The organism is Stenotrophomonas sp. YJH_SMC_58 (assembly GCF_059369635.1).
Genome location: NZ_JCAFSW010000006.1, coordinates 86,180 through 106,197 on the forward strand (window position 1 = coordinate 86,180; position 20,018 = coordinate 106,197).

Annotated in this window: 18 protein-coding genes; 6 read left to right on the forward strand and 12 right to left on the reverse strand. The window is 67.1% G+C overall.

Going from position 1 to position 20,018, the window contains the following annotated elements:
- Positions 1–3 precede the first annotated feature (3 nt).
- From frr to AC5P68_RS10025, 11 genes are all read right to left on the reverse strand, one after another.
- Positions 4–558 (reverse strand): ribosome recycling factor, encoded by a 555-nt coding sequence (gene frr, locus AC5P68_RS09975; protein WP_005408744.1) that lies wholly within the window; start codon positions 556–558, stop codon positions 4–6.
- Positions 559–654: 96 nt separating this feature from the next.
- Positions 655–1,383, reverse strand: coding sequence for a UMP kinase (gene pyrH / locus AC5P68_RS09980; protein WP_005408745.1), 729 nt, complete (start codon positions 1,381–1,383; stop codon positions 655–657).
- 121 nt (positions 1,384–1,504) lie between these two features.
- Positions 1,505–3,043 carry a GGDEF domain-containing protein gene (locus AC5P68_RS09985; RefSeq protein WP_005412741.1) on the reverse strand — a complete coding sequence of 513 codons (1,539 nt, stop codon included), beginning with the start codon at positions 3,041–3,043 and terminating at the stop codon, positions 1,505–1,507.
- Between the two features lie 225 nt (positions 3,044–3,268).
- Positions 3,269–4,144, reverse strand: coding sequence for a translation elongation factor Ts (tsf, locus tag AC5P68_RS09990; protein WP_005408747.1), 876 nt, complete (start codon positions 4,142–4,144; stop codon positions 3,269–3,271).
- Between the two features lie 125 nt (positions 4,145–4,269).
- Positions 4,270–5,076, reverse strand: a complete 807-nt coding sequence (gene rpsB / locus AC5P68_RS09995) for a 30S ribosomal protein S2 (RefSeq protein ID WP_005408748.1) — start codon at positions 5,074–5,076, stop codon at positions 4,270–4,272.
- Positions 5,077–5,296: 220 nt separating this feature from the next.
- Positions 5,297–5,995 carry a fimbrial biogenesis chaperone gene (locus AC5P68_RS10000; protein WP_033834088.1) on the reverse strand — a complete coding sequence of 233 codons (699 nt, stop codon included), beginning with the start codon at positions 5,993–5,995 and terminating at the stop codon, positions 5,297–5,299.
- Complete coding sequence (locus AC5P68_RS10005; protein ID WP_033834089.1) at positions 5,995–6,240, reverse strand: hypothetical protein; 246 nt, start codon at positions 6,238–6,240, stop codon at positions 5,995–5,997. Before AC5P68_RS10005 ends, AC5P68_RS10000 begins: the two co-directional genes overlap by 1 nt.
- Before the next feature lie 171 nt (positions 6,241–6,411).
- Positions 6,412–7,446, reverse strand: coding sequence for a Csu type fimbrial protein (locus AC5P68_RS10010; protein ID WP_033834090.1), 1,035 nt, complete (start codon positions 7,444–7,446; stop codon positions 6,412–6,414).
- A complete protein-coding gene (locus AC5P68_RS10015) occupies positions 7,443–9,821 on the reverse strand; it encodes a fimbria/pilus outer membrane usher protein (RefSeq protein WP_414498124.1) in 2,379 nt (792 codons plus the stop codon). The genes AC5P68_RS10010 and AC5P68_RS10015 overlap by 4 nt, the downstream gene beginning before the upstream one ends.
- A gap of 7 nt (positions 9,822–9,828) precedes the next feature.
- Positions 9,829–10,578 carry a fimbrial biogenesis chaperone gene (locus AC5P68_RS10020; protein WP_049402561.1) on the reverse strand — a complete coding sequence of 250 codons (750 nt, stop codon included), beginning with the start codon at positions 10,576–10,578 and terminating at the stop codon, positions 9,829–9,831.
- Complete coding sequence (locus AC5P68_RS10025; RefSeq protein ID WP_005412747.1) at positions 10,578–11,108, reverse strand: Csu type fimbrial protein; 531 nt, start codon at positions 11,106–11,108, stop codon at positions 10,578–10,580. The genes AC5P68_RS10020 and AC5P68_RS10025 overlap by 1 nt, the downstream gene beginning before the upstream one ends.
- 173 nt (positions 11,109–11,281) lie before the next feature.
- Here AC5P68_RS10025 and map point away from each other — a divergent pair, with 173 nt between their 5' ends.
- Genes map through dapD form a run of 3 tightly spaced genes read left to right on the forward strand, consistent with a single transcriptional unit; the run spans position 11,282 to position 15,815 of the window.
- The gene (gene map, locus AC5P68_RS10030; RefSeq protein WP_005408754.1) at positions 11,282–12,124 is read left to right on the forward strand and encodes a type I methionyl aminopeptidase; all 843 of its coding nucleotides are present in this window, start codon (positions 11,282–11,284) and stop codon (positions 12,122–12,124) included.
- A 20-nt stretch (positions 12,125–12,144) separates the two neighbouring features.
- On the forward strand, positions 12,145–14,754 hold the full coding sequence (locus AC5P68_RS10035; protein WP_447177726.1) for a [protein-PII] uridylyltransferase: 2,610 nt from the start codon (positions 12,145–12,147) through the stop codon (positions 14,752–14,754).
- The gene (gene dapD, locus AC5P68_RS10040) at positions 14,754–15,815 is read left to right on the forward strand and encodes a 2,3,4,5-tetrahydropyridine-2,6-dicarboxylate N-succinyltransferase (RefSeq protein ID WP_005408756.1); all 1,062 of its coding nucleotides are present in this window, start codon (positions 14,754–14,756) and stop codon (positions 15,813–15,815) included. Before AC5P68_RS10035 ends, dapD begins: the two co-directional genes overlap by 1 nt.
- 37 nt (positions 15,816–15,852) lie before the next feature.
- Here dapD and AC5P68_RS10045 read toward each other — a convergent pair whose 3' ends face one another.
- The gene (locus AC5P68_RS10045) at positions 15,853–16,257 is read right to left on the reverse strand and encodes a hypothetical protein (RefSeq protein ID WP_033834093.1); all 405 of its coding nucleotides are present in this window, start codon (positions 16,255–16,257) and stop codon (positions 15,853–15,855) included.
- On the opposite strand from AC5P68_RS10045, the gene AC5P68_RS10050 reads away from it, so the two are divergent.
- The 3 genes from AC5P68_RS10050 to asnB all read left to right on the forward strand — a co-directional run bounded on the left by AC5P68_RS10050 (position 16,250) and on the right by asnB (position 19,973).
- A complete protein-coding gene (locus AC5P68_RS10050) occupies positions 16,250–16,621 on the forward strand; it encodes an arsenate reductase (protein ID WP_172958409.1) in 372 nt (123 codons plus the stop codon). The genes AC5P68_RS10045 and AC5P68_RS10050 overlap by 8 nt on opposite strands.
- Positions 16,618–17,745: a succinyl-diaminopimelate desuccinylase gene (gene dapE, locus AC5P68_RS10055; RefSeq protein WP_049402563.1), complete on the forward strand. Its 1,128-nt coding sequence runs from the start codon at positions 16,618–16,620 to the stop codon at positions 17,743–17,745. The genes AC5P68_RS10050 and dapE overlap by 4 nt, the downstream gene beginning before the upstream one ends.
- Positions 17,746–18,281: 536 nt before the next feature.
- A complete protein-coding gene (asnB, locus tag AC5P68_RS10060; protein WP_005408760.1) occupies positions 18,282–19,973 on the forward strand; it encodes an asparagine synthase B in 1,692 nt (563 codons plus the stop codon).
- The last annotated feature ends 45 nt before the right edge of the window (positions 19,974–20,018 follow it).

Consider the following 20,018-nt stretch of genomic DNA (forward strand, 5'->3'; position numbering starts at 1 on the left):
ACTTCAGACCGACAGCAGTTCTTTTTCCTTGTCGGCAACGACCTTGTCGACGTCCTTGATGTTGGTGTCGGTCAACTTCTGGATGTCGTCCTCACCGCGCTTCTTCTCGTCCTCGCTGATCGCCTTGTCCTTGACCAGCTTGGCGATTTCCTTGTTCGCGTCCTGACGGATGTTGCGGATCGCGATCTTGGCGCCTTCGCCTTCCTTCTGCACCTGCTTGACCAGCTCCTTGCGGCGCTCTTCGGTCGGCGGCGGCATGTTGATGCGGATCGCGGTGCCCAGCGTGTTCGGGGTGAACTCGGCGTTGTAGAGACCCTTCTCGATCTCCTTGATCATGCCCTTGTCGAACGGGGTGACCAGCAGCGAGTGCGCATCGGCGTTGGAGATCGAGGCAACCTGGTTCAGCGGGGTGCTGGCGTTGCCGTAGGCATTGACCGTCACGCGGTCCAGCAGGGCCGGCGTGGCACGCCCGGTCCGGATGGAGGTGAGGGTGTGCTTCAGAGCGTCGATGCTCTTGGCCATGCGCGTCTGCGCGTTGTTCTTGATGTCGTTGAGCATCGCCCGGTCCTGGATGTATCTGGAATCGGGCGATTATAGGCGAATACGGGACGCTGCCGGGCCTGAATCGGCCCGGTTGTCGCCGCGCGCTCAGGCTCAGGCCGGATCGCGGCCCTGGACCAGGGTGCCGATGTTCTCGCCGTTGAGGATCTTCAGCAGCTCGCCCGGCTGGCCCATGTCGAACACGCGCATCGGCAGGTCGCTGTCGCGGGCCAGTGCGAAGGCGGCGGTATCCATCACTTCCAGGCCGCGGCGGATCACTTCGTCATAGCTCAGGCTGTCGAAGCGGACCGCATCGCTGTGCTTGTTCGGGTCCTTGTCGTACACGCCATCGACCTTGGTGGCCTTCAGCAGCAGGTCGGCACCGATCTCGATCGCGCGCAGGGCGGCGCCGGAGTCGGTGGTGAAGAACGGGCTGCCGACGCCGGCGGCGAAGATCACCAGGCGGCCCTTTTCCAGGTGGCGGATGGCGCGGCGGCGGATGTAGTCCTCGCACACGTCGTTGATCTTGATCGCGCTCATCACGCGCGCCTTGGCGCCCAGCTTCTCCAGGGCGTCCTGCATGGCCAGGGCGTTGATGACCGTGGCCAGCATGCCCATCTGGTCGCCGGTGACCCGGTCCATGCCGCCTGCGGCCAGGCCAGCGCCGCGGAAGATGTTGCCGCCGCCGATCACCAGGGCTACTTCGGCACCGGCCTGCTGGGCTTCGATGACCTCACGGGCCAGGCGGTTGATGATCTTCGGGTCGATGCCGTAGTCCTCATCTCCCATCAGCGCCTCCCCGGACAGTTTCAGAAGGATGCGGCGATAGGCGAGCTTGGACATGGGGACCTCGGGTGCGTGGAAATCGCGGGCGATTCTACGCGCATGCGGCGTCGGGCCATAGTGTTTTGTGCACTGCGGCGTAAAATCCTGGCGTTCGCCCCGGTCATCCGGGGCTTCCGGTTCAGCCCAGCTCGGCGCCCGCGGTCGCTGACAGCTCGTCGTGGCCGAGGGCGCCGGGGGAGCGCGCGATCACCCGGTTGCGGCCGAGGTTCTTGGAGCGGTACAGCACGTCGTCGGCGGCGCGCAGCAGGTCCTGCACGTCGGCGAAGCGTTCGTAGCCGCCCTGGGTGGCCACGCCGGCGGAGAAGGTGACGAACAGCGGGCCGCCTTCCAGTTCGGCCATCGGCGTGGCAACGATGTTGGCGAGCACCCGGCGGATCACGTCCAGTGCTACCGTTTCGCTGGTGTTGGGCAGCAGCGCGACGAACTCCTCGCCGCCGAAGCGGGCCACGGTGTCGCTGTGGCGCAGCTGGCCCTGCAGTTTGCCGGCAAAGGCGCGCAGCACCTCGTCGCCGGTCAGGTGGCCATGGGCGTCGTTGATCTTCTTGAAGTCGTCCAGGTCGATGAAGGCCACCGACAGCGGCCAGCCCTGGCGACCGGCGCGCAGGAATTCCTGCTCCAGCACGGCTTCCAGCTGGCGCCGGTTGAGTACGCCGGTGAGGGCATCTCGATGGGCCTGGTCGGCCAGGCGCTTGGCCCGGGCTTCGAATTCGTCGGCGCGGCGACGGGCCTGGTCGGCATCCTGCAGTTCGCGCAGGTTGCGCAGGGTGGCCAGCTCCTGCGCGTGGTCGATCAGCTCGCGCACCCGCGAGGGGGAATTCAGGCCGGCCTCGAACAGGCTGGCGATGTCCGGCAGGGCCTCGCTGATGCGGGTCAGGACCTGGTCGAAACGGGCGCTGTCCAGTTCAAGGCGGTCATGCACCTGCTGCAGGGCGCGCTCGCGGGCGGCATCGGCGTCATCGTCCAGCCAGATGTCGGCCACGGCACCGGACAGCTGCACGCAGGCCTGGAACGGCGATTCCGCGGCGTCCAGGTCTTCGCTGTGGCTGATGCTCTCCACCAGGTAGCGCGGCAGGCCCCACTGCTCGGCCACCCAGGCGCCGACCTCGGCGTGGCTGCAGCCCAGTTCGTCGCGCTCGCGCGCGACCAGGTCGATGTTGTCGCGTGCTTCGCGCAGCAGCGGCAGGTAGCGCTCCGATTCGGCCTGGGCCAGGCACAGTACGCCCAGGTCCTGCAGCAGGCCGGCCAACATCAGTTCTTCCAGCCGGCGCAGGCCGCGGGCCTGGCCCAGCTGGCTGGCAGCCAGCGCGCTGAGGATGCTGCGCTTCCAGGCGCGTTGGCGCAGGTCGTGGTCGGCGCCGGTGCCGCCGGTCAGCCCCTGGGTGACGGTGAAGCCGAGGGCCAGGCTGATCGTGGCATTCAGGCCGAGCATGGTCAGTGCCTGGCCGAGGTTCTCGATCCGACGGCGGCTGGCGTACAGCGGCGAATTGGCGATGCGCAGCATGCGAGCGCTCAGCGCCATGTCGATGGCGATGATGTCGGCGGCGGTGGCGATATCCGCTTCCGGGTCCTGTGCCAGTTCGATGATGCGCAGGGCAATACCGGGTGGCGAGGGCAGGTTGCGGCAGAGCGCCAGGGCAGCTGTCAGCTCGGGAGGCATGTCGGGTCGTTCAATTCCATTGGGACAAGAATACCTAGGAATGCATCACAGTCCGCGATTTTCGTTCCTGCTAAATGACTGTTGATTCCCTGTGCCGAGTATCGGCTTGATTCGCGCGCAACGCAAAGGTGCCGCTGTGCGCACCCCACAGGGCCGCCGGCATAAAAAAAGGAGCCGCGGTTTCCCGCGGCTCCTTCTGGTTGCTTCACGGCCTGAAGGCTGGAATCAGACCTGCATCGCCTTGGCAACTTCGGCGGCGTAGTCTTCCACCACCTTCTCGATGCCTTCGCCGACGATCAGCAGCTTGAAGCCAGCAACATCGGCGCCAGCGGCCTTGACCACCTGCTCGACGGTGGTGTCGCCCAGCACGTAGGTCTGGCCGTACAGGGTCACGTCGCTGACGATCTTGTTGATCTTGCCGCTGATGATCTTTTCCAGGATGTCGGCCGGCTTGGCCTTGTCCTTTTCGGACATCTTGGCCAGCTCGATTTCCTTTTCCTTCTCGACGAAGTCGGCCGGAACGTCCGCAGCCTTGTTGTGCGGCGGCTTCAGCGCAGCCACGTGCATGGCCAGGCCACGGGCCAGCTCGACGTCGCCGCCGATCAGATCGACCAACACGCCGACCTTGCCGTTGGTGTGGACATACGCACCGATGTTGCCGGTGGTGTCGACATTCACCATGCGACGGATCTGGATGTTCTCACCCAGGGTCTGCACGGCGGTGGCGCGGGCTTCTTCAACGGTGCGGCCATCGGCCAGCTTGGCAGCCTTCACGGCTTCAACGTCGGTGGCGCCCGATGCCAGGGCGGCAGCGGCAACGGCATTGACGAAGGACTTGAAGTTGTCATCGTTGGCGACGAAGTCGGTTTCCGAGTTGACTTCGACCAGCACGGCCTTGCCGCCATCCTGGGCCAGGCCCAGACGGCCTTCGGCGGCCACGCGGTCAGCCTTCTTGTCGGCCTTGGCAGCGCCGGACTTGCGCATGGCTTCAGCAGCAGCGTCGATGTCGCCGTTGGCTTCGGTGAGCGCCTTCTTGCATTCCATCATGCCGGCGCCGGTGCGCTCGCGCAGTTCCTTGACCAGGGAAGCAGTGATTTCCACGGGATTACCTCACGAAAGAAAGGGGTTGGGCCGGCATGGTGGCCGGCCCGTGTGACACGGTCCTGTCACGCGCCAAAGGCTGCGCGCAGGGAGGGTGGACGCCGGGCGTCCACCCCGGGCCTGGATCAGGCCTGGGCGTCGTCGCCCTTCTTGGCAGCCTTCTTGGCCGGAGCGCGGCGGGCCGGCTTCTCTTCGCCTTCAGCAGCGGCTTCAGCGAACTCTTCCTCACGCACCGAAGCAGCGTGCGGAGCAGCAGCCTTGCCTTCCAGCACGGCGTCGGCAGCGGCGCGGGCGTACAGCTGCACAGCGCGGATGGCGTCGTCGTTGCCCGGGATGGCGTAGTCCACCAGTTCCGGGTTGTAGTTGGTGTCGACCACGGCGATGACCGGGATGCCCAGCTTCTTGGCTTCCTTGATCGCGATGTCTTCGTGGCCGATGTCGATCACGAAGATGGCGTCCGGCAGGCGGTTCATGTCCTTGATGCCGCCCAGCGAGGCTTCCAGCTTGTCGCGCTCGCGACGCAGGCCCAGCACTTCGTGCTTGACCAGCTTCTCGAAGGTGCCGTCGGTTTCACCGGCTTCCAGTTCCTTCAGGCGGGCAACCGACTGCTTGACGGTACGGAAGTTGGTCAGGGTGCCGCCCAGCCAGCGCTGGTTCATGAACGGCATGCCGCAACGCTCGGCTTCTTCCTTGATGGTTTCGCGGGCGCTGCGCTTGGTGCCCAGGAACAGGACGGTGCCGCGCTTCTGGGCAACCGACGAGATGAAGTTCATCGCGTCGTTGAACAGCGGGACGGTCTTTTCCAGGTTGATGATGTGGATCTTGCCGCGGGCGCCGAAGATGTACGGAGCCATCTTGGGGTTCCAGTAGCGGGTCTGGTGGCCGAAGTGGACGCCGGCTTCCAGCATCTGACGCATGGTGACCTGGGGCATTGCAATACTCCTGATATGGAACCAGCGATTCCGCCCGCGGGGATAGGTATGCGGGACGCGTGGAAGCGCGATCGGTTCCGGGGTTGGGCTTCCCTGTTGCCTCCGTGGCCGAACTCCTTGCGGAGCACCCCGGCACGGATGGGGGCAGCAGGTGTGGATTCACCGGTGACGTCCGGTGTGGACGGGTTCCCGCGCACGCAGGCGGCAGGAATCCGGTCGATTATAGCCCGCTTGGTGCGCCGGCTGCAATTGCCGGGCCTGGAGCGACCAGATCGACCACCCGGCCATCCTGCAGCCGGGCCTGGAAATGACCGCCGGCGTAGCCATCAGCGCGGGCGGGCAGGGCCCAGCGGCGCTCATGGCCGGCCAGCAGATACCCGGCCAGACCGGGCAGCAGCAGGGTGCGCTGACCGCCGCTGGTGATGTAGGCGAGATCGTTCAGGCGTGCGTGCAGGGTACCGGTGTTGCTCAGTCGCAGGAAGGTATGTGACTGGCCGGGTTCGATCCCTGCATGCAGCCGCGATTGGGCCATTGGCGTGGCGTGCCCGCGGAACAACGGCAGCGAATAGCGCTGCAGCCCTGGCGTAGTGGGGGCCAGGACGACCCGATAGGCCTGTTCGCCGACAGCGGATGCCGGCTGGCGTGGCAGCAGCCAGATGCGCTGTCGGACGCCGGGCGGGATGTCGAGCAGGGTGGGGCTGGCGAGCACCTGGTCGGTGGGACGCAGCATGTCCGCGTCGGTCTGCTGGTCCCACGCAAGGATCTGTACCCGGCCCTGCCAGCGGCCGGGACCGGGGTTGAAGAGCCAAAGTTCGCCCTGGCCACCTTCGGCGGGCAGCTGCAGTGTGGTCGGCAACAGGTCCAATGCCGCGGCAGGCAACGCCAGCAGCATCGCCAGCAGGGTCAGAAGTGCCCGCATCAGTAGATGACGGTCACGGCGGACGTCGTGTCTTCGTCGTCGGCGGGAGGCGCGAGCTCGCGGACCTGGGGCGGAAGTTGCGGTGTGTCGCTGCGCTGGTGGGGTGCGGGGCAGTGGGTACTGCCGGGGTCATCGCGGCAGGCTTCGACCACGGTCAGGCGGATCTGCAGGTTGCTGGGGCCGGGTTCGGCCCACGCCAATGTGCTGGCGAACAGTATCGCCCCGATCAGAAATGCGCGAGCCACCTGGCAACCACCGTGCTGAAAGATCTCGCTGCGCGGTATCGGCTGGATCGGCCGAATCTGTAGCGTCGACTGTCAGTCGACTGCTCCTGGCACAGGAATGATGCGCGCATCCACGCATGACGTGGATCTGCCGAAACCCCGGTGGGTGTCGACCGTTGGTCGGCATGCAGGTCAATAGGTGATGGTCACCTGCACCACATCGTTGTAGATGCCGGCCGGGGGCTGGCCGGTGACCGGCGGCACCCGGCCATGGATCGTGAGTTGCTGCGCGCTGCCACTTCCGGTGCCGCCAACGGTATCGACGTTGAGGGTATTGCCCCAGCGCAGGCTGCGCGCGGCATCGCGGTACAGCTCGTAGGTGAGGTAGTAGGTGCTGCCGCCGATGGTAGTGGCCATGCGCCGCGTGCTGGTGGCGGTGGGATTGTTCTGGCCGTTGTTGAGGCTGACCTGGTAGGCCGTGTTCTTCAGGCAGGTCAGGGTCAGGGTGGCGGTCCGGTCGATGTTGGCGGGAATGCCGCCGGTGACGTTGCCGAAGTCCATGTTGGTGGTGACGTAGCTGCCGCACTGCGGCAACACGTTGGCGGTGGCGGTGAAGCTGAAGGCGTTGCTGATGCTGTTGGTGCCGGTGGCGCCGCCGTTGCAGTTGGCGGGCACCGTGGCATTGCCGAGCAGGACCTCGTTCCAGGCCCAGGTCAGCACCACGTTGGCGCCGTTGAAGGTGCTGCTGTAGGCGCCTGACGCCAGGATCTGATTGGCGGGGATCTGTGCGGACAGCTGCGTGGTCTGCGTGCCGCTGCCGCCGGTCAGGGGCACGTTGTAGGTCAAGGTCAGCTCCTGCGCCGGCGGCGAGCCGCGCGGGGTCAACCCGGTCACCTGGCTGAAGTTGGAGGTGTTGTAGAGCTGGAAGTTCATGCTGTCGCTGGTGCTGGTCTTCATCGTCCGCCAGCTGGAGCTGCTGCCGCCGCCGCTGCCGGCGCCGATGCCCACGCAGACCCGCACGCCGGTAGTGGCCAGCACGCTCAGCGCGGCAGTGGTGCAGGTCACGGTGATGTTGAGCGTACCGGTGGTTGCACCGGGCGCATTGCTGTTGACGTTGCCAAAAGGCAGCGTCGGGTCGGCGACGGCGGCGCACACCGCGACGGCCCGGGCGGGTGCCGCCGCCAGCAGGCCGGCGACCAGCAGCAGGCCGAGCAGCAACGTCCTCATGGCGCTACCTCCGGGATGCACGCCAGCGGTGCCGGCTTCGGCCGCGCGCCGGAAGCCACCACATTGGGCACGTCCGGTACCTTCACCCTGCATTGCCCGCGGCTGGTGGTGATGTACAGCACGCTGCCGGCGGACACGTCTTCCAGGTACAGCAGCCCGTCATAGCCCACCAGCGCCTGTCGCCCGTCCGGCAGCTGCACCTCGCTGCCGACCTCCAGCGGTTGCCCGTCCATGCCGTGCAGGGTCAGGTTCAACGACGGCCGCGAACGCAGCGCGAAGGTCACGCGGGTACCGGCGCGTTGGCGGGGTGTCACCCAGTCTTCGATGCGATCGGCGCGCATGTCCTCGGGCAGGTCCAGGGTGTCGATGGAGACGCGGTTGCGCTGCCAGGACAGCAGTGGGCTGACCAGCAGCAGGCCGCGATCATCGGTCACGCCGATCAGCCGGTTTTCCAGCCGCACCGGCACGCCGCCCACGCCGTTGGTGCTGATGACTGCGAACGCGTCGGAGACTTCGCGGGTGGCGAAGGCATGCCCGCCCATCCACACCAGGCTGCCACTGGCGCTGGCGTAGGCATAGTTCAGGCCGCCCTGGCGCGAGGCGCCGAATGAGTAGCGACCGACGTCATTGAGGATGCCGACTTCGGCCAGGCCGCCATTGCCGTCCTCGCCATGGCGCACCTGCGCGCGCCAACCGACGCCGCCGGCGCTGCCGTCGCCGGGCACCGGCTGGGTCACGTCCGCTACCCAGCTCTGGCTGTCGCCGTTGCGCTGGCTGGAGAGGCTGGCCTGGCGGTTGTTGCCCAGGCTGGCGGTGACCGACAGGTAGATGCTGCGGTCATCGCTCTTGTCCAGGTTCTGGTTCACCGACAGGTAGGCCGACCACCGCTGGCTCCAGGTGCGTGACCAGAACAGACTGGCGTAGCGGTTGTCGTCTCCGTCGGGATAGCGCAGGCGCAGGTAGCTGGCGCTGAGCGTGCCCAGCCGCAGCAGATCGGCGCCGACCGTGGCCTGTTCACTGATGCTCGGCGGCAGGTTGCCCTGCAGTGCGCCCAGGTCGCGGTAATCGCCATGGCTGCGCACGCTGCGCAGATTGAAGTTGAGTCGGCGGTTGTTCCAGCTGTAGCCCAGTGCCCATTGCCCGCCCCGCAGGCCGTAATAGTCACTGTGCGCATAGGCGGCGTTGAACACGCCCGCGCCGCCGAGCAGCCACCAGCCGCCGATGCCGGCCTGGGCCAGGCCGCCGCCGCCTTCGGCATGTGCTTCGCCGGTAAAGGTGTCGCTGATACCGCCTCGCCAGCTGGCACTGGCCACGGTGCGATCGTCGTAGGCGAAGGAACGCTGGCCGAAATCCTCACGCAGGCGGCCAACGCCGGCCGACCAGTCCGACAGGCCCTTGGCCAGCAGCTGCTGGGTGCCATAGAAACTGAAATCCAGCGTCTGCATGCGCCCGAATGCATCGGTCACCACCATCTGTGCGCTGCCGGTGCCGCTGATGCCGGGTTGCGCGGCCAGCTGGAACGGACCGACCGGCACCTGCCCGCTGTACTGGCGCAGGCCATCGACGTACAGCTCGACCGTGGACGGCACCACCGCCTGGCCGAGGAAGCTGGGCGTGGGGGTGAGTACGCGATACGGCTGCAGGCCGTAGTTGCGGCCGATCTGCAGGCCGCCCAAGCGCACCGGACGGGTCCAGTCGACGAAGCCGCTGTAGAAATCGCCGACCTCCAGCGTCATCGCCTTGTCGGGGAAATCCAGGCTCCAGCGCGTATCCAGGCGCACGCTCTCACCGCGCCAGCGACGGTCGCCGGGCTGCTGGTAGCGCCGGCTGATCGCTGTGTTCTCGACGGTGCCGTTGCCGATCCCGAACAGGCGCAGCTCCGAGCTGAGGCTGAGGTTGCCGAGCATGTCGACCCGGCTGCCATACACGTCGTAGTTCAGCAGCAGGCCGGGCGAGGCGGTGCTGGCCGGTGCCCGGGTCTGCGGCTGGCTGAGCACGGTGGTCGGCAGGGTCAGCTGGTCCAGCGGCACGTCCAGGGCCAGGGTCTGCATATGCGCGTCGTAGCGCACAACCGCCCCGCTGATCTGGTCCAGATAGACCGGCGCATCGCCGCGGGCGCTGAAGCCGAGCTGGCGCAGCACTTCCGGACTGGCCTGCAGCCGGCCACGGGTTTCAGTGAATGGCAGCAGGCCGCGGGGCGTGCTGTTGAGCGAGACGTCCAGGTACAGGGTCTGGCTGGCGGTCAGGGGCGTGGGGGCGGGCAGGATCGCGTCGGCCGACACCCCGGAGACGTCCGCAGCCCCGGCGGCAGCCACGCCGGACACATCGGCGGCTTCGGTCGCCGCAGGAGCCAGGGCAGCAAACAGCGCGCCCATCAACGCCTCAGCGAGCCGGTGGTGGCGACAGCGGCGTCTGTTCCGACTCGCCATTGAGCTTGGCCGTGATCTGGTCGTTGTCGCGGTCGATGGCCGTGCGCTCGATCGGCCAGCGCATCACCTGCCCGGGCAGTACATAGCCCAGCAGGCCGGGGTGCACGATGCGCGGGCGCTGGACGCTGCCCAGCGCCAGGTCGGCGATCTGTGCATAGCTGTTGCCGGTGTTGGCCACCTCCACGCCGTTGCGTCCGTCGTCCAGCCGGACCAGGCTGGCCTGCAGGCGCGGCGCCAGCTTGCCGCCCGAGGGTTGCACGAACACTGGAATCGAATAGCGCAGCACGAACTGCATGCCGTTGGCACGGGTCGCCAGATCAGGCACCTCGTCGACGATCAGCCGGTAGTACTGCTGTGCCGCAGGCGGTTCGTGGTTCGGGCGCATGACCCGTACCAGCTGCTGCTGGCCCGCGCCCAGTTCCTGCATCGGAGGGGTGGCCAGCAGTTCCTCGGTGGGCAGCAGTTGTTCCTGGCCATCCTGCTGTACCCAGCGGAAGACCCGCACCTGCAGCCTGACCGGCGAGGTGCCACTGTTGGTCAGCCACAGTTCGCCGGCGCGCTGGCGGGCCTCAAGCTGCAGGCTGGTGGGGGCGACCTGGAGGCTGGTGGCACCGGCAGGGGCTGCGGCCAGCAGGGAGAGGGCGAGCAGCGCCACGCCGGTGGCGCGCCACGGGCGGGGTCCGGCCATGCGGGCGTGCTCCATCAATAGGTGATCGTGGCGGTGACCGTATCCAGGTAGTTGCCGGTGGCCGGGTTGTTGGTGCTCAGGTTCAGGATCTGGCCGTAGACGATGTAGGGCACGGCCAGGCCAGTGCCGATGCCGGCCTGGGTGTTGGTGCCCGAGGTCGCACCCCAGACCAGGGTATGTGCGGCGTCCTGGTAGAGCTGGTAGCCAACGAAGTTGTTGGCGGTCACCGCGGCGTTGGTGTTCTTCATCCGGCGGGTGGTGACGTCGTTGGCGGTGCTGGCATTGGCGCCCGCGTTCAGCGAAATCGTGTACGGGGTCAGGGCCGAGCATTGGGCGGTCACCGTGCCCTGGCCCAGGGTGGGGGTCGCCGTGGTCGAGGCCGCCGTGCCGAAGTCAACGTTGGTGGCCGCCGCCGCCGTGATGGTGCAGGCCTTGGTGACCACCAGGGTCACGTTGAAGGTCGTGGTGTCGGCGGCCAGTGCGGGGCCGGCCAGCAACAGTCCGGTCAGGACCCAGGCGAGCGGTGAGCGGAACGTGGATCGCATGGACAACCTCCCTGACCCGAAGGTCTGTTGAACAAGGCGAAGGCGGCAGGTTCGGGGCCGCTTTGACAACGGTCGTGGCCAGCTTCTGCGGGTAAGTGTCTGTAATCCGTGATAAACAGGCGTGCGAAAGGGTGGAGATCGTCACGCTTTCACTTTCCTTGCCGGAACCGTGCATGCCCCGGATCGCCAGTTGGGTGGCGTTCGTTCAGATTGCAGCGGGATCGGCGATAATGGGCGCCATGAGCGTGAATCTGAAAACCCCGCAGGAAATCGAGATGATGCGCATCGCCGGCCGCCTGGCCAGCGAAGTGCTCGACATCGTCACCCCCCACGTCAAGCCCGGTGTCACCACCGAGGAGCTGGACCGCATCTGCCACGACCACATCGTGAACGTGCAGGGCGCGATTCCGGCCAACGTCGGCTACCGCGGCTTCCCGAAGACCGTGTGCACCTCGGTCAACAACGTCATCTGCCACGGTATTCCCAGCGAAGGGAAGGTGCTGAAGGATGGCGACATCATCAATATCGACGTCACCGTCATCAAGGACGGCTGGCACGGCGACACCAGCCGCATGTACTTCGTCGGCACGCCGTCGGTGATGGCCCGCCGCCTGGTGGAAACCACCTACGAAGCGATGTGGCGCGGCATCCGTGCGGTGCGTCCGGGCGCAACCCTGGGCGACATCGGCCATGCCATCCAGAGCTATGCCGAAGGCGAGCGTTTCAGCGTGGTGCGCGAGTACTGCGGCCACGGCATCGGCAAGGTCTACCACGACGAGCCGCAGGTGGTGCATTACGGCCGCCCGGGCCAGGGCCTGGTGCTGCAGCCGGGCATGACCTTCACCATCGAACCGATGATCAACGAGGGCACCCGTTACAACAAGGTGCTGCCGGATGGCTGGACCGTGGTGACCAAGGACCGCAAGCTGTCGGCGCAGTGGGAGCACATGATCGCGGTCACCGAGACTGGCGTCGACGTGCTGACGCTGTCGCCGGGCGAGTCGCAGGTCTCCTGAGGATGCTGCCGGCGAGTTCGCTGCTGGACACGCCGGCCGCGTCGCTCAACGACCCGGACTGGGCTGCTGCCGCGCGCCAGGCGCTGCAGCAGGCCGACGCGCGCCTGTACCGCCGCTTCGACCAGGGCGACAACATCGAGCGCCTGCTGGCGCTGCGCGCGCGTGCCGCCGACCATCTGATCCGCCTGGCGTGGCAGCGCTGCCTGCCAGTCGATAGTGGCCTGTCGCTGTTCGCGGTGGGCGGCTATGGGCGCGGTGAGCTGTTCCCGCGCTCGGACATCGACCTGCTGGTGTTCGGCGGCCCGCCGGCACAGCTGGCGCACGAAGCGGCACTGGCGCGCCTGTTTGCGCTGCTGTGGGATTGCGGTCTGGCGGTCAGCCATGCGGTGCGTTCTGCATCCCAGTGCCGCGAGGCGGCGACGGACCAGACCGTGCTGACCGCGCTGATCGAGGCGCGCCCGATCCTGGCTGATGATGCGGCGCGCCGCGCGCTGCGCGAGGCCATCGACGACCGCGAACTGTGGCCGGCACGCGCGTTCTTCCTGGCCAAGCTGGAAGAACTGCGCAACCGGCACCAGCGTTTCGGCGATACCGCCGACAACCTGGAGCCGGACCTGAAGGATGGTCCCGGTGGCCTGCGCGATCTCAACACGCTGGGCTGGATGGCTCTGCGTGCCTTTGGCGTGCGCGACCTGGAAGCCCTGGTCGGGCTCGGCCATCTGGGTGCCGACGAAGCCGCGGCGCTCAAGCGCGAACGTGCGGTGCTGGCGCGGTTGCGCTTCGGCCTGCACCTGGTAGCACGTCGCCCGGAAGAGCGCCTGCGTTTCGATTACCAGAAGACCCTGGCCGCGCGCCTGGGCTTCGAAGACGACGCCGAGAACCTCGGTGTCGAGAAGATGATGCAGGGCTTCTACCGCGCCGCGCTGGTGGTGCGCCGGATCAGCGACCGCCTGCTGCAGCGCTTCGAGGAACAGTTCGATGGCGAAGCGCAGCCGGAGCCGCTGACCGTGGGCTTCTCCCTGCGCCGCGGCTACCTGGCCGCCAACGAGGCCGACTGGCCGCGTGGCGATATCGGCCAGGTGTTTGCGCTGTTCTCCAGCTGGGCCAACAATCCGCAGGTACGCGGCCTGCATTCGCTGACGGCGCGCGCGCTGGCCGAAGCGCTGCCGCTGCTGCCGGCCTACGACCAGGCCGACACCGACGCGCGCGAGCAGTTCATGACCCTGCTGCGTGGCCAACGCCCGGTCGATACGCTTTCGCGCATGGCGCGGCTGGGCGTGCTCGGCCAGTGGATTCCCGCGTTCGCCCAGGTCAGCGGGCGCATGCAGTTCGACCTGTTCCATGTCTATACCGTCGACCAGCACACGCTGATGGTCCTGCGCAACATCGGCCTGTTCGCCAGCAGCCGTGCCGACGAACGCTTCTCGATCGCCCATGAAGTCTGGCCGCGCCTGCGCAAGCCGGAGCTGCTGCTGCTGGCCGGCCTGTTCCATGACATTGCCAAGGGCCGCGGCGGCGACCATTCCGAACTGGGCGCGGTCGATGCGCGCGCGTTCTGCCAGGCGCATGCGCTGAGCACGTCCGATACCGAACTGGTAGCGTGGCTGGTCGAACAGCATCTGCGCATGTCGGTGACCGCGCAGAAGCAGGACATCGCCGACCCGGTGGTGATCCATCGCTTCGCCACCCTGGTGGGCAGCCGCGACCGCCTCGACTATCTGTACCTGCTGACCTGCGCTGATATCGCCGGCACCAGTCCGAAACTGTGGAATGCCTGGAAGGATCGCCTGCTGGCCGACCTGTACTTTGCCACCCGGCGTGCGCTGCGCGAGGGGTTGGAGCATCCGGTACCGGCCGCCGAGCGCGTGGCCGAGGCGCGTGACAGCGTGCGCGCACTTGTGCGCGAGCAGGGTTACGACGACGCCACCATCGACCGCCAGTTCGCCGTGATGCCGGATGAGGGCTTCATTCGCCTGCGCCCCGAGCAGCTGGCCTGGCAGGCCGCGGCGCTGGTACCGGTGAAACAGGGCCAGACGCTGGTGAAGGTGCGCCGCATCAGTGTCGACGACCCGGCACTGGAAGTGTTCGTGCATTCGCCGGACCGCGACGGCCTGTTCGCCGCCATCGTGATGACCCTGGACCGCAAGGGCTACGGGATCCATCGCGCGCGCGTGCTGGATGGCCCGGCCGACACCATTTTCGATACCTTCGAAGTGAACCCGGCCGACAGCTTCGCCGATGGCAGCAGCGCCAACCTGGAGGCCGCGCTGCGCGAGGCACTCAGTGGTGACCTTTCGCGCCTGCGCCCGTCGCGTCGGGTGGTGCCACGCCAGCTGCGCCATTTCCGCTTCGCGCCGCGCATCGAGTTCCGCGATGAACCGGGCGCAACCCGTTTTGCCCTGGTCGCCCCCGACCGCCCCGGCCTGCTGGCCGACGTGGCGTTCGTGCTGCGCAACCAGGGCCTGCGCGTGCATGATGCACGCATTGCCACGTTCGGCGAACGCGCCGAAGACACCTTCGTGATCAGTGACGAACACGACCTCCCCCTGACTGAACCTGCCCGGCAGCAGCTGCATGACGCGATGCTGGCCTGCCTGGACCCTGATCGAAACGCCGGAGACCCCGCCTGATGGCCACCAAGCCTGTTAAGAAGACTGCTGCCACCGCCAAGAGCGCAGCGGCCAAGAAAACTGCCGCCGTGCCGGCCGCGAAGAAGGCTGCCGCGCCGAAGAAAGCCGCGGTGGTGAAGGCGCCGGCGAAGAAGGTGGCAGCACCGAAGAAGGCCCCGGCCAAGAGCGCAGAAGCCGCACGCGCCGAAACCATCGCCCGCAAGTCGCTGCGCAAGCCGGCCGCGCCGGGCGTGGAAGAACTGAAGTTCGGCATCGAAAGTGCCTTCGAACGCCGCGCCACGCTGACCCTTCACGAACTGGAAGGCTCGACCAGGCCGCTGGTCAACCGTGTGATCGACGGCCTGGAAAGCGGCGAATTCCGCGTTGCCGAACCGGACGGCCACGGTGGCTGGAAGGTCAACGAGTGGCTGAAGAAGGCCGTGCTGTTGTACTTCCGCGTCAACGACATGGCCGTGGTCGACGCACGTCCGGCGCCGTTCTGGGACAAGGTCGAATCGCGTTTTGCCGGTTATGACGAAGCGAAGTTCCGCCGTGGTGGCGTGCGCGTGGTGCCGGGCGCCATTGCCCGCCGCGGTACGTACTTCGGCAAGGACGTGGTGCTGATGCCGAGCTTCACCAACATCGGTGCCTATGTCGGTGAAGGCACCATGGTCGATACCTGGGCCACCGTGGGTTCGTGCGCGCAGATCGGCCAGCACTGCCACCTGTCCGGCGGTGCCGGCATTGGCGGCGTGCTGGAACCCCTGCAGGCCAGCCCGACCATCATTGAAGACCACTGCTTCATCGGTGCGCGTTCAGAAGTGGTGGAAGGCGTGGTGGTCGGTCACCACAGCGTGATCGGCATGGGCGTGTTCCTCAGCCAGAGCACCCGCATCTACAACCGTGCCACCGGCGAGATCACCTACGGCTACATCCCGCCGTACAGCGTGGTGGTGTCCGGCTCGCTGCCGAGCAAGGACGGTACGCATTCGCTGTACTGCGCGGTGATCGTCAAGCAGGTTGATGCCAGGACCCGCAGCAAGACCAGCGTCAACGACCTGCTGCGCGGCCTGGCCGACTGAAGGTGGCTGCGCCGGAGGATCTGGCGCAGTCCGCGATCTACCGGCATCCGTCCGACACCCTGTTGGGGCGGATGCTGCCGCGCCTGCTGCACGCCATGCGCTGGACCCGGCTGCGCCGCGCACTGTCGCGGCGCTGGCCGATGCCGGCGCCGCCTTCGGTGGCCATCAGGCCCTCCTGCGTTTCCTCACCTGCCAGGACGAGGCCATCGCCCGCACCTGCGACTGTCGCTGGGCCAGCACCCGCATCGCGCTGCCGGTAGGCCTCGACAGCCTGCAGCCGCTGCGCCTGGAACGCGAGCTGCAGTGCCCGCGCCTGCAGGCGATGGGCGTGGCGCTTGCATCGGGCCTGGCCTTCCGCTTGCCGAGAGTGCCGTTCCGGGTCGTGTCCGAGCGCCTGTTGTGAGATTCTGGCCCTCTGTTTTCCAGCATCACAGATGGCCATGAGCACCACTGTCTACGGTTTGAAGAACTGCGATACCTGCAAGAAGGCGACCAAGTGGCTGGACCGCTTCGGCGTGCCGTACACCTTCGTCGACTACCGCGAGAACAAACCCAGCCCGGAAATGCTGCTGGCGTGGGCAGCGCAGCTGGGTGGCCTGGCCGCGATGGTGAACAAGTCTTCCACTACCTGGCGGCAGCTGCCGGACAACCGCAAGGCCGCGGACTCCGAGGCCGAGTGGAAGCTGCTGCTGCGCGAGTATCCGCAGCTGATCAAGCGCCCGCTGGTGGTCACCGCCGACGGCACGGTCAGCCAGGGTTTCAGTGACAACGGCTTCAAGGCCCGCTTCGGCGTGGGTGCCGCGTGAGCGCGGTCCTCGACCTGACCTGCGAGCTGATTGCGCGACCTTCGGTAACGCCGGACGATGCTGGTTGCCAGGCGCTGTTGGCGGCGCGGCTGAAGCAGGCCGGATTCCAGTGCGATCATCTGCGTCTGGGCGACGTTGACAATCTGTGGGCGACCCATGGCCAGGGCGCGCCGGTGCTGGTTCTGCTGGGCCACACTGACGTGGTGCCCACCGGCCCGCGCGAGACCTGGACCAGCGACCCGTTCACCCCACAGATCCGCGATGGCGTGCTGTATGGGCGCGGTGCCGCCGACATGAAAGGCAGCGTGGCGGCGTTCGTGGTGGCCGCCGAGCAGTTCGTCGCCGACCATCCCGACCATCCCGGCACGCTGGCGGTACTGCTGACCAGCGACGAGGAGGGCGATGCCATCGATGGCGTGCGCCACGTCGCACGCCTGTTCGCCGCACGCGGGCAGCGCATCGACTGGTGCATCACCGGTGAGCCGTCGTCGACCGCGACGCTGGGCGATCTGCTGCGCGTGGGACGTCGCGGCAGCCTGTCGGCCAAACTGCGCATCCAAGGCGTGCAGGGCCACGTGGCGTATCCGGAAAAGGCACGCAACCCGATTCACCAGGCGGCGCCGGCCCTGGCCGAACTATGCGCGCGGCGCTGGGACGACGGCTACGAGAGTTTCCCGCCGACCAGCCTGCAGATCTCCAACATCCACGCCGGCACCGGTGCCAACAACGTGATTCCCGGTGAGCTCGAAGTGGATTTCAACATCCGCTACAACCCGCACTGGGATGCGCCGAAGCTGGAGGCGGAGATCACCGCACTGCTGGAACGGCATGGCCTGCAGTACACGCTGAAGTGGCATCGCAGCGGCGAGCCGTTCTACACCCCGGAAGGCACGCTGCGCGCCGCCGCGCGTGCGGTGCTGGCCGAGCACATCGGCCGCGCGCCGGAAGAAAGCACCGGCGGCGGCACCTCCGATGCACGCTTCATCGCGCCATTGGGCGCCCAGTGCATCGAAGTAGGCCCGGTCAATGCCAGCATCCACCAGGTGGACGAGAACGTGCGCGTGGACGATCTGGAAGCGCTGCCGGGGCTGTACCAGCGGCTGGTGGAACGGCTGCTGGTGTGACGATGGTGGATGCCGACCGTTGGTCGGCACACCTTCCGCGCAGGACTGTAGCCGGGCCCTGGTCCGAAAAGATGAATAACGGCGGCATGATCGCCTTTTCCCAGTAGCTTGGCGCGGCCATGTAGAAACGCTGCGCCTGGGGCCGGGCGAACAAGCCGGCCGCCGCTGGCAGGGCCGAAGGCGGGTGAGGGTCTGGCAGGCGCCAGGCCCAGGCAGGGCAGGGCAACCAGTGCCCCGGTGCCTCGTTGCCGACGCAACTGTTGCGCCGCGCTGGAAACCGGGGTAGGGTCAATGCCATGTCGATCCGCCTGGCCACCGCCGTCAACAACAACAACCGCAATAATCTGCGCGCGAATAATCGTGCGCGGCCGATGCGGGACTGCGCCCTGGGAAGATAGACAGCAACACACGCCCGGACACCAGAAAACCCGCATCAGCCGATGCGGGTTTTTTTGTGCCCGGGCGCAGCCTGCCCGGGCCTGGATGGCCGGTCGAACACCTTCCCACCCGTGAAATTCCCCAACAGGAGCTCCCCCATGTGTTCGATCTTCGGAATCTTCGGCCTGCAGGCCGGTGACGATCTTCCCACCCTGCGCCGCCACGCGCTGGAACTGTCGCAACGCCAGCGCCACCGTGGCCCGGACTGGAGCGGCGTGTACCTCGACGAAGGTGCGCTGCTGGTCCATGAACGGCTGGCCATCGTCGATCCGGCCGGTGGTTCGCAGCCGCTGCTGTCGGCCGATGGCCAGCTGGCGCTGGCGGTGAACGGCGAGATCTACAACCACCAGGCGTTGAAGGCAGCGCTGACCACCACCTACGACTTCCAGACCGGCTCGGACTGCGAGGTGATCAACGCGCTGTACCGCCAGGGCGGCGCGCCGGCGCAGTGGCTGGAACAGCTCAACGGCATCTTCGCCTTCGCGCTGTGGGACCGTGACAGTGGACGCGTGCTGGTGGCGCGCGACCCGGTCGGTGTGGTGCCGCTGTACTGGGGCCACGACGCCCAGGGGCGCTTGCGCGTGGCCTCGGAAATGAAGGCGCTGGTCGATACCTGTGCCGATGTCGCGCAGTTCCCGCCGGGCCACTATTTCGACAGTGCCAGCGGTGAACTGGTGCGCTACTACCAGCAACCGTGGCGTGACTATGCCGACGTGCAGGGTCGCCAGGCCGATCTGGCCGAACTGCGCCAGGCCTTCGAGCATGCAGTGGAACGCCAGTTGATGAGCGACGTGCCGTACGGCGTGCTGCTGTCCGGTGGCCTGGACTCGTCGCTGGTGGCGGCGGTAGCCGCGCGCTATGCACGTCGCCGCATCGAGGATGGCGGGCAGACCGAAGCCTGGTGGCCGCGCCTGCATTCGTTCGCGATCGGCTTGAAGGGCTCGCCCGATCTGGCTGCCGCTGCCATTGCTGCCGAAGCGCTGGGTACCGTGCATCACGGCTTCGAGTACACCTTCGAGGAAGGTCTCGATGCGCTGCCGGAAGTGATTCGCCACATCGAAACCTACGACGTCACCACCATTCGCGCCTCGACGCCGATGTTCCTGCTGGCGCGGCGGATCAAGGCGATGGGGGTGAAGATGGTGCTCTCCGGCGAGGGCAGCGACGAGATCTTTGGTGGCTACCTGTATTTCCACAAGGCGCCGGATGCGCGTGAATTCCACGAGGAGCTGGTGCGCAAGCTCGACGCGCTGCACAACTACGACTGCCTGCGTGCCAACAAGTCGATGATGGCCTGGGGCGTGGAGCCGCGCGTGCCGTTCCTGGATCGTGAATTCCTCGACGTGGCGATGCGCTTCGATGCCGCGCACAAGATGGTCGGTGCCGGCTTTGGCGGTCGCCGCATCGAAAAGGCGGTGCTGCGCGAGGCGTTCGACGGCTACCTGCCGGACAGCATCCTGTGGCGTCAGAAGGAGCAGTTCAGCGATGGCGTCGGCTATGGATGGATCGACGGCCTGAAGGCGCATGCCGAGGCGCAGGTGAGTGACCGCGTGCTGGCGGCGGCCGACAAGCGCTTCCCGCACAACCCGCCGCAGACCAAGGAGGCGTATTACTACCGCCACCTGTTCGAGCAGTTCTTCCCCAGCCGTGCGGCCGCGGAGACCGTGCCCGGCGGCAAGTCGATCGCCTGCTCGTCGCCGGCGGCCATTGCCTGGGACGCCAGCTTCGCCGCAGCTGCCGACCCTTCGGGACGCGCGATCGCCGGCGTGCACGAGCAGGCACTGGCCTAAGCCCCAAAAAGGGGACGGAGGGGATTAAGTCGTTAGTGGCACAAA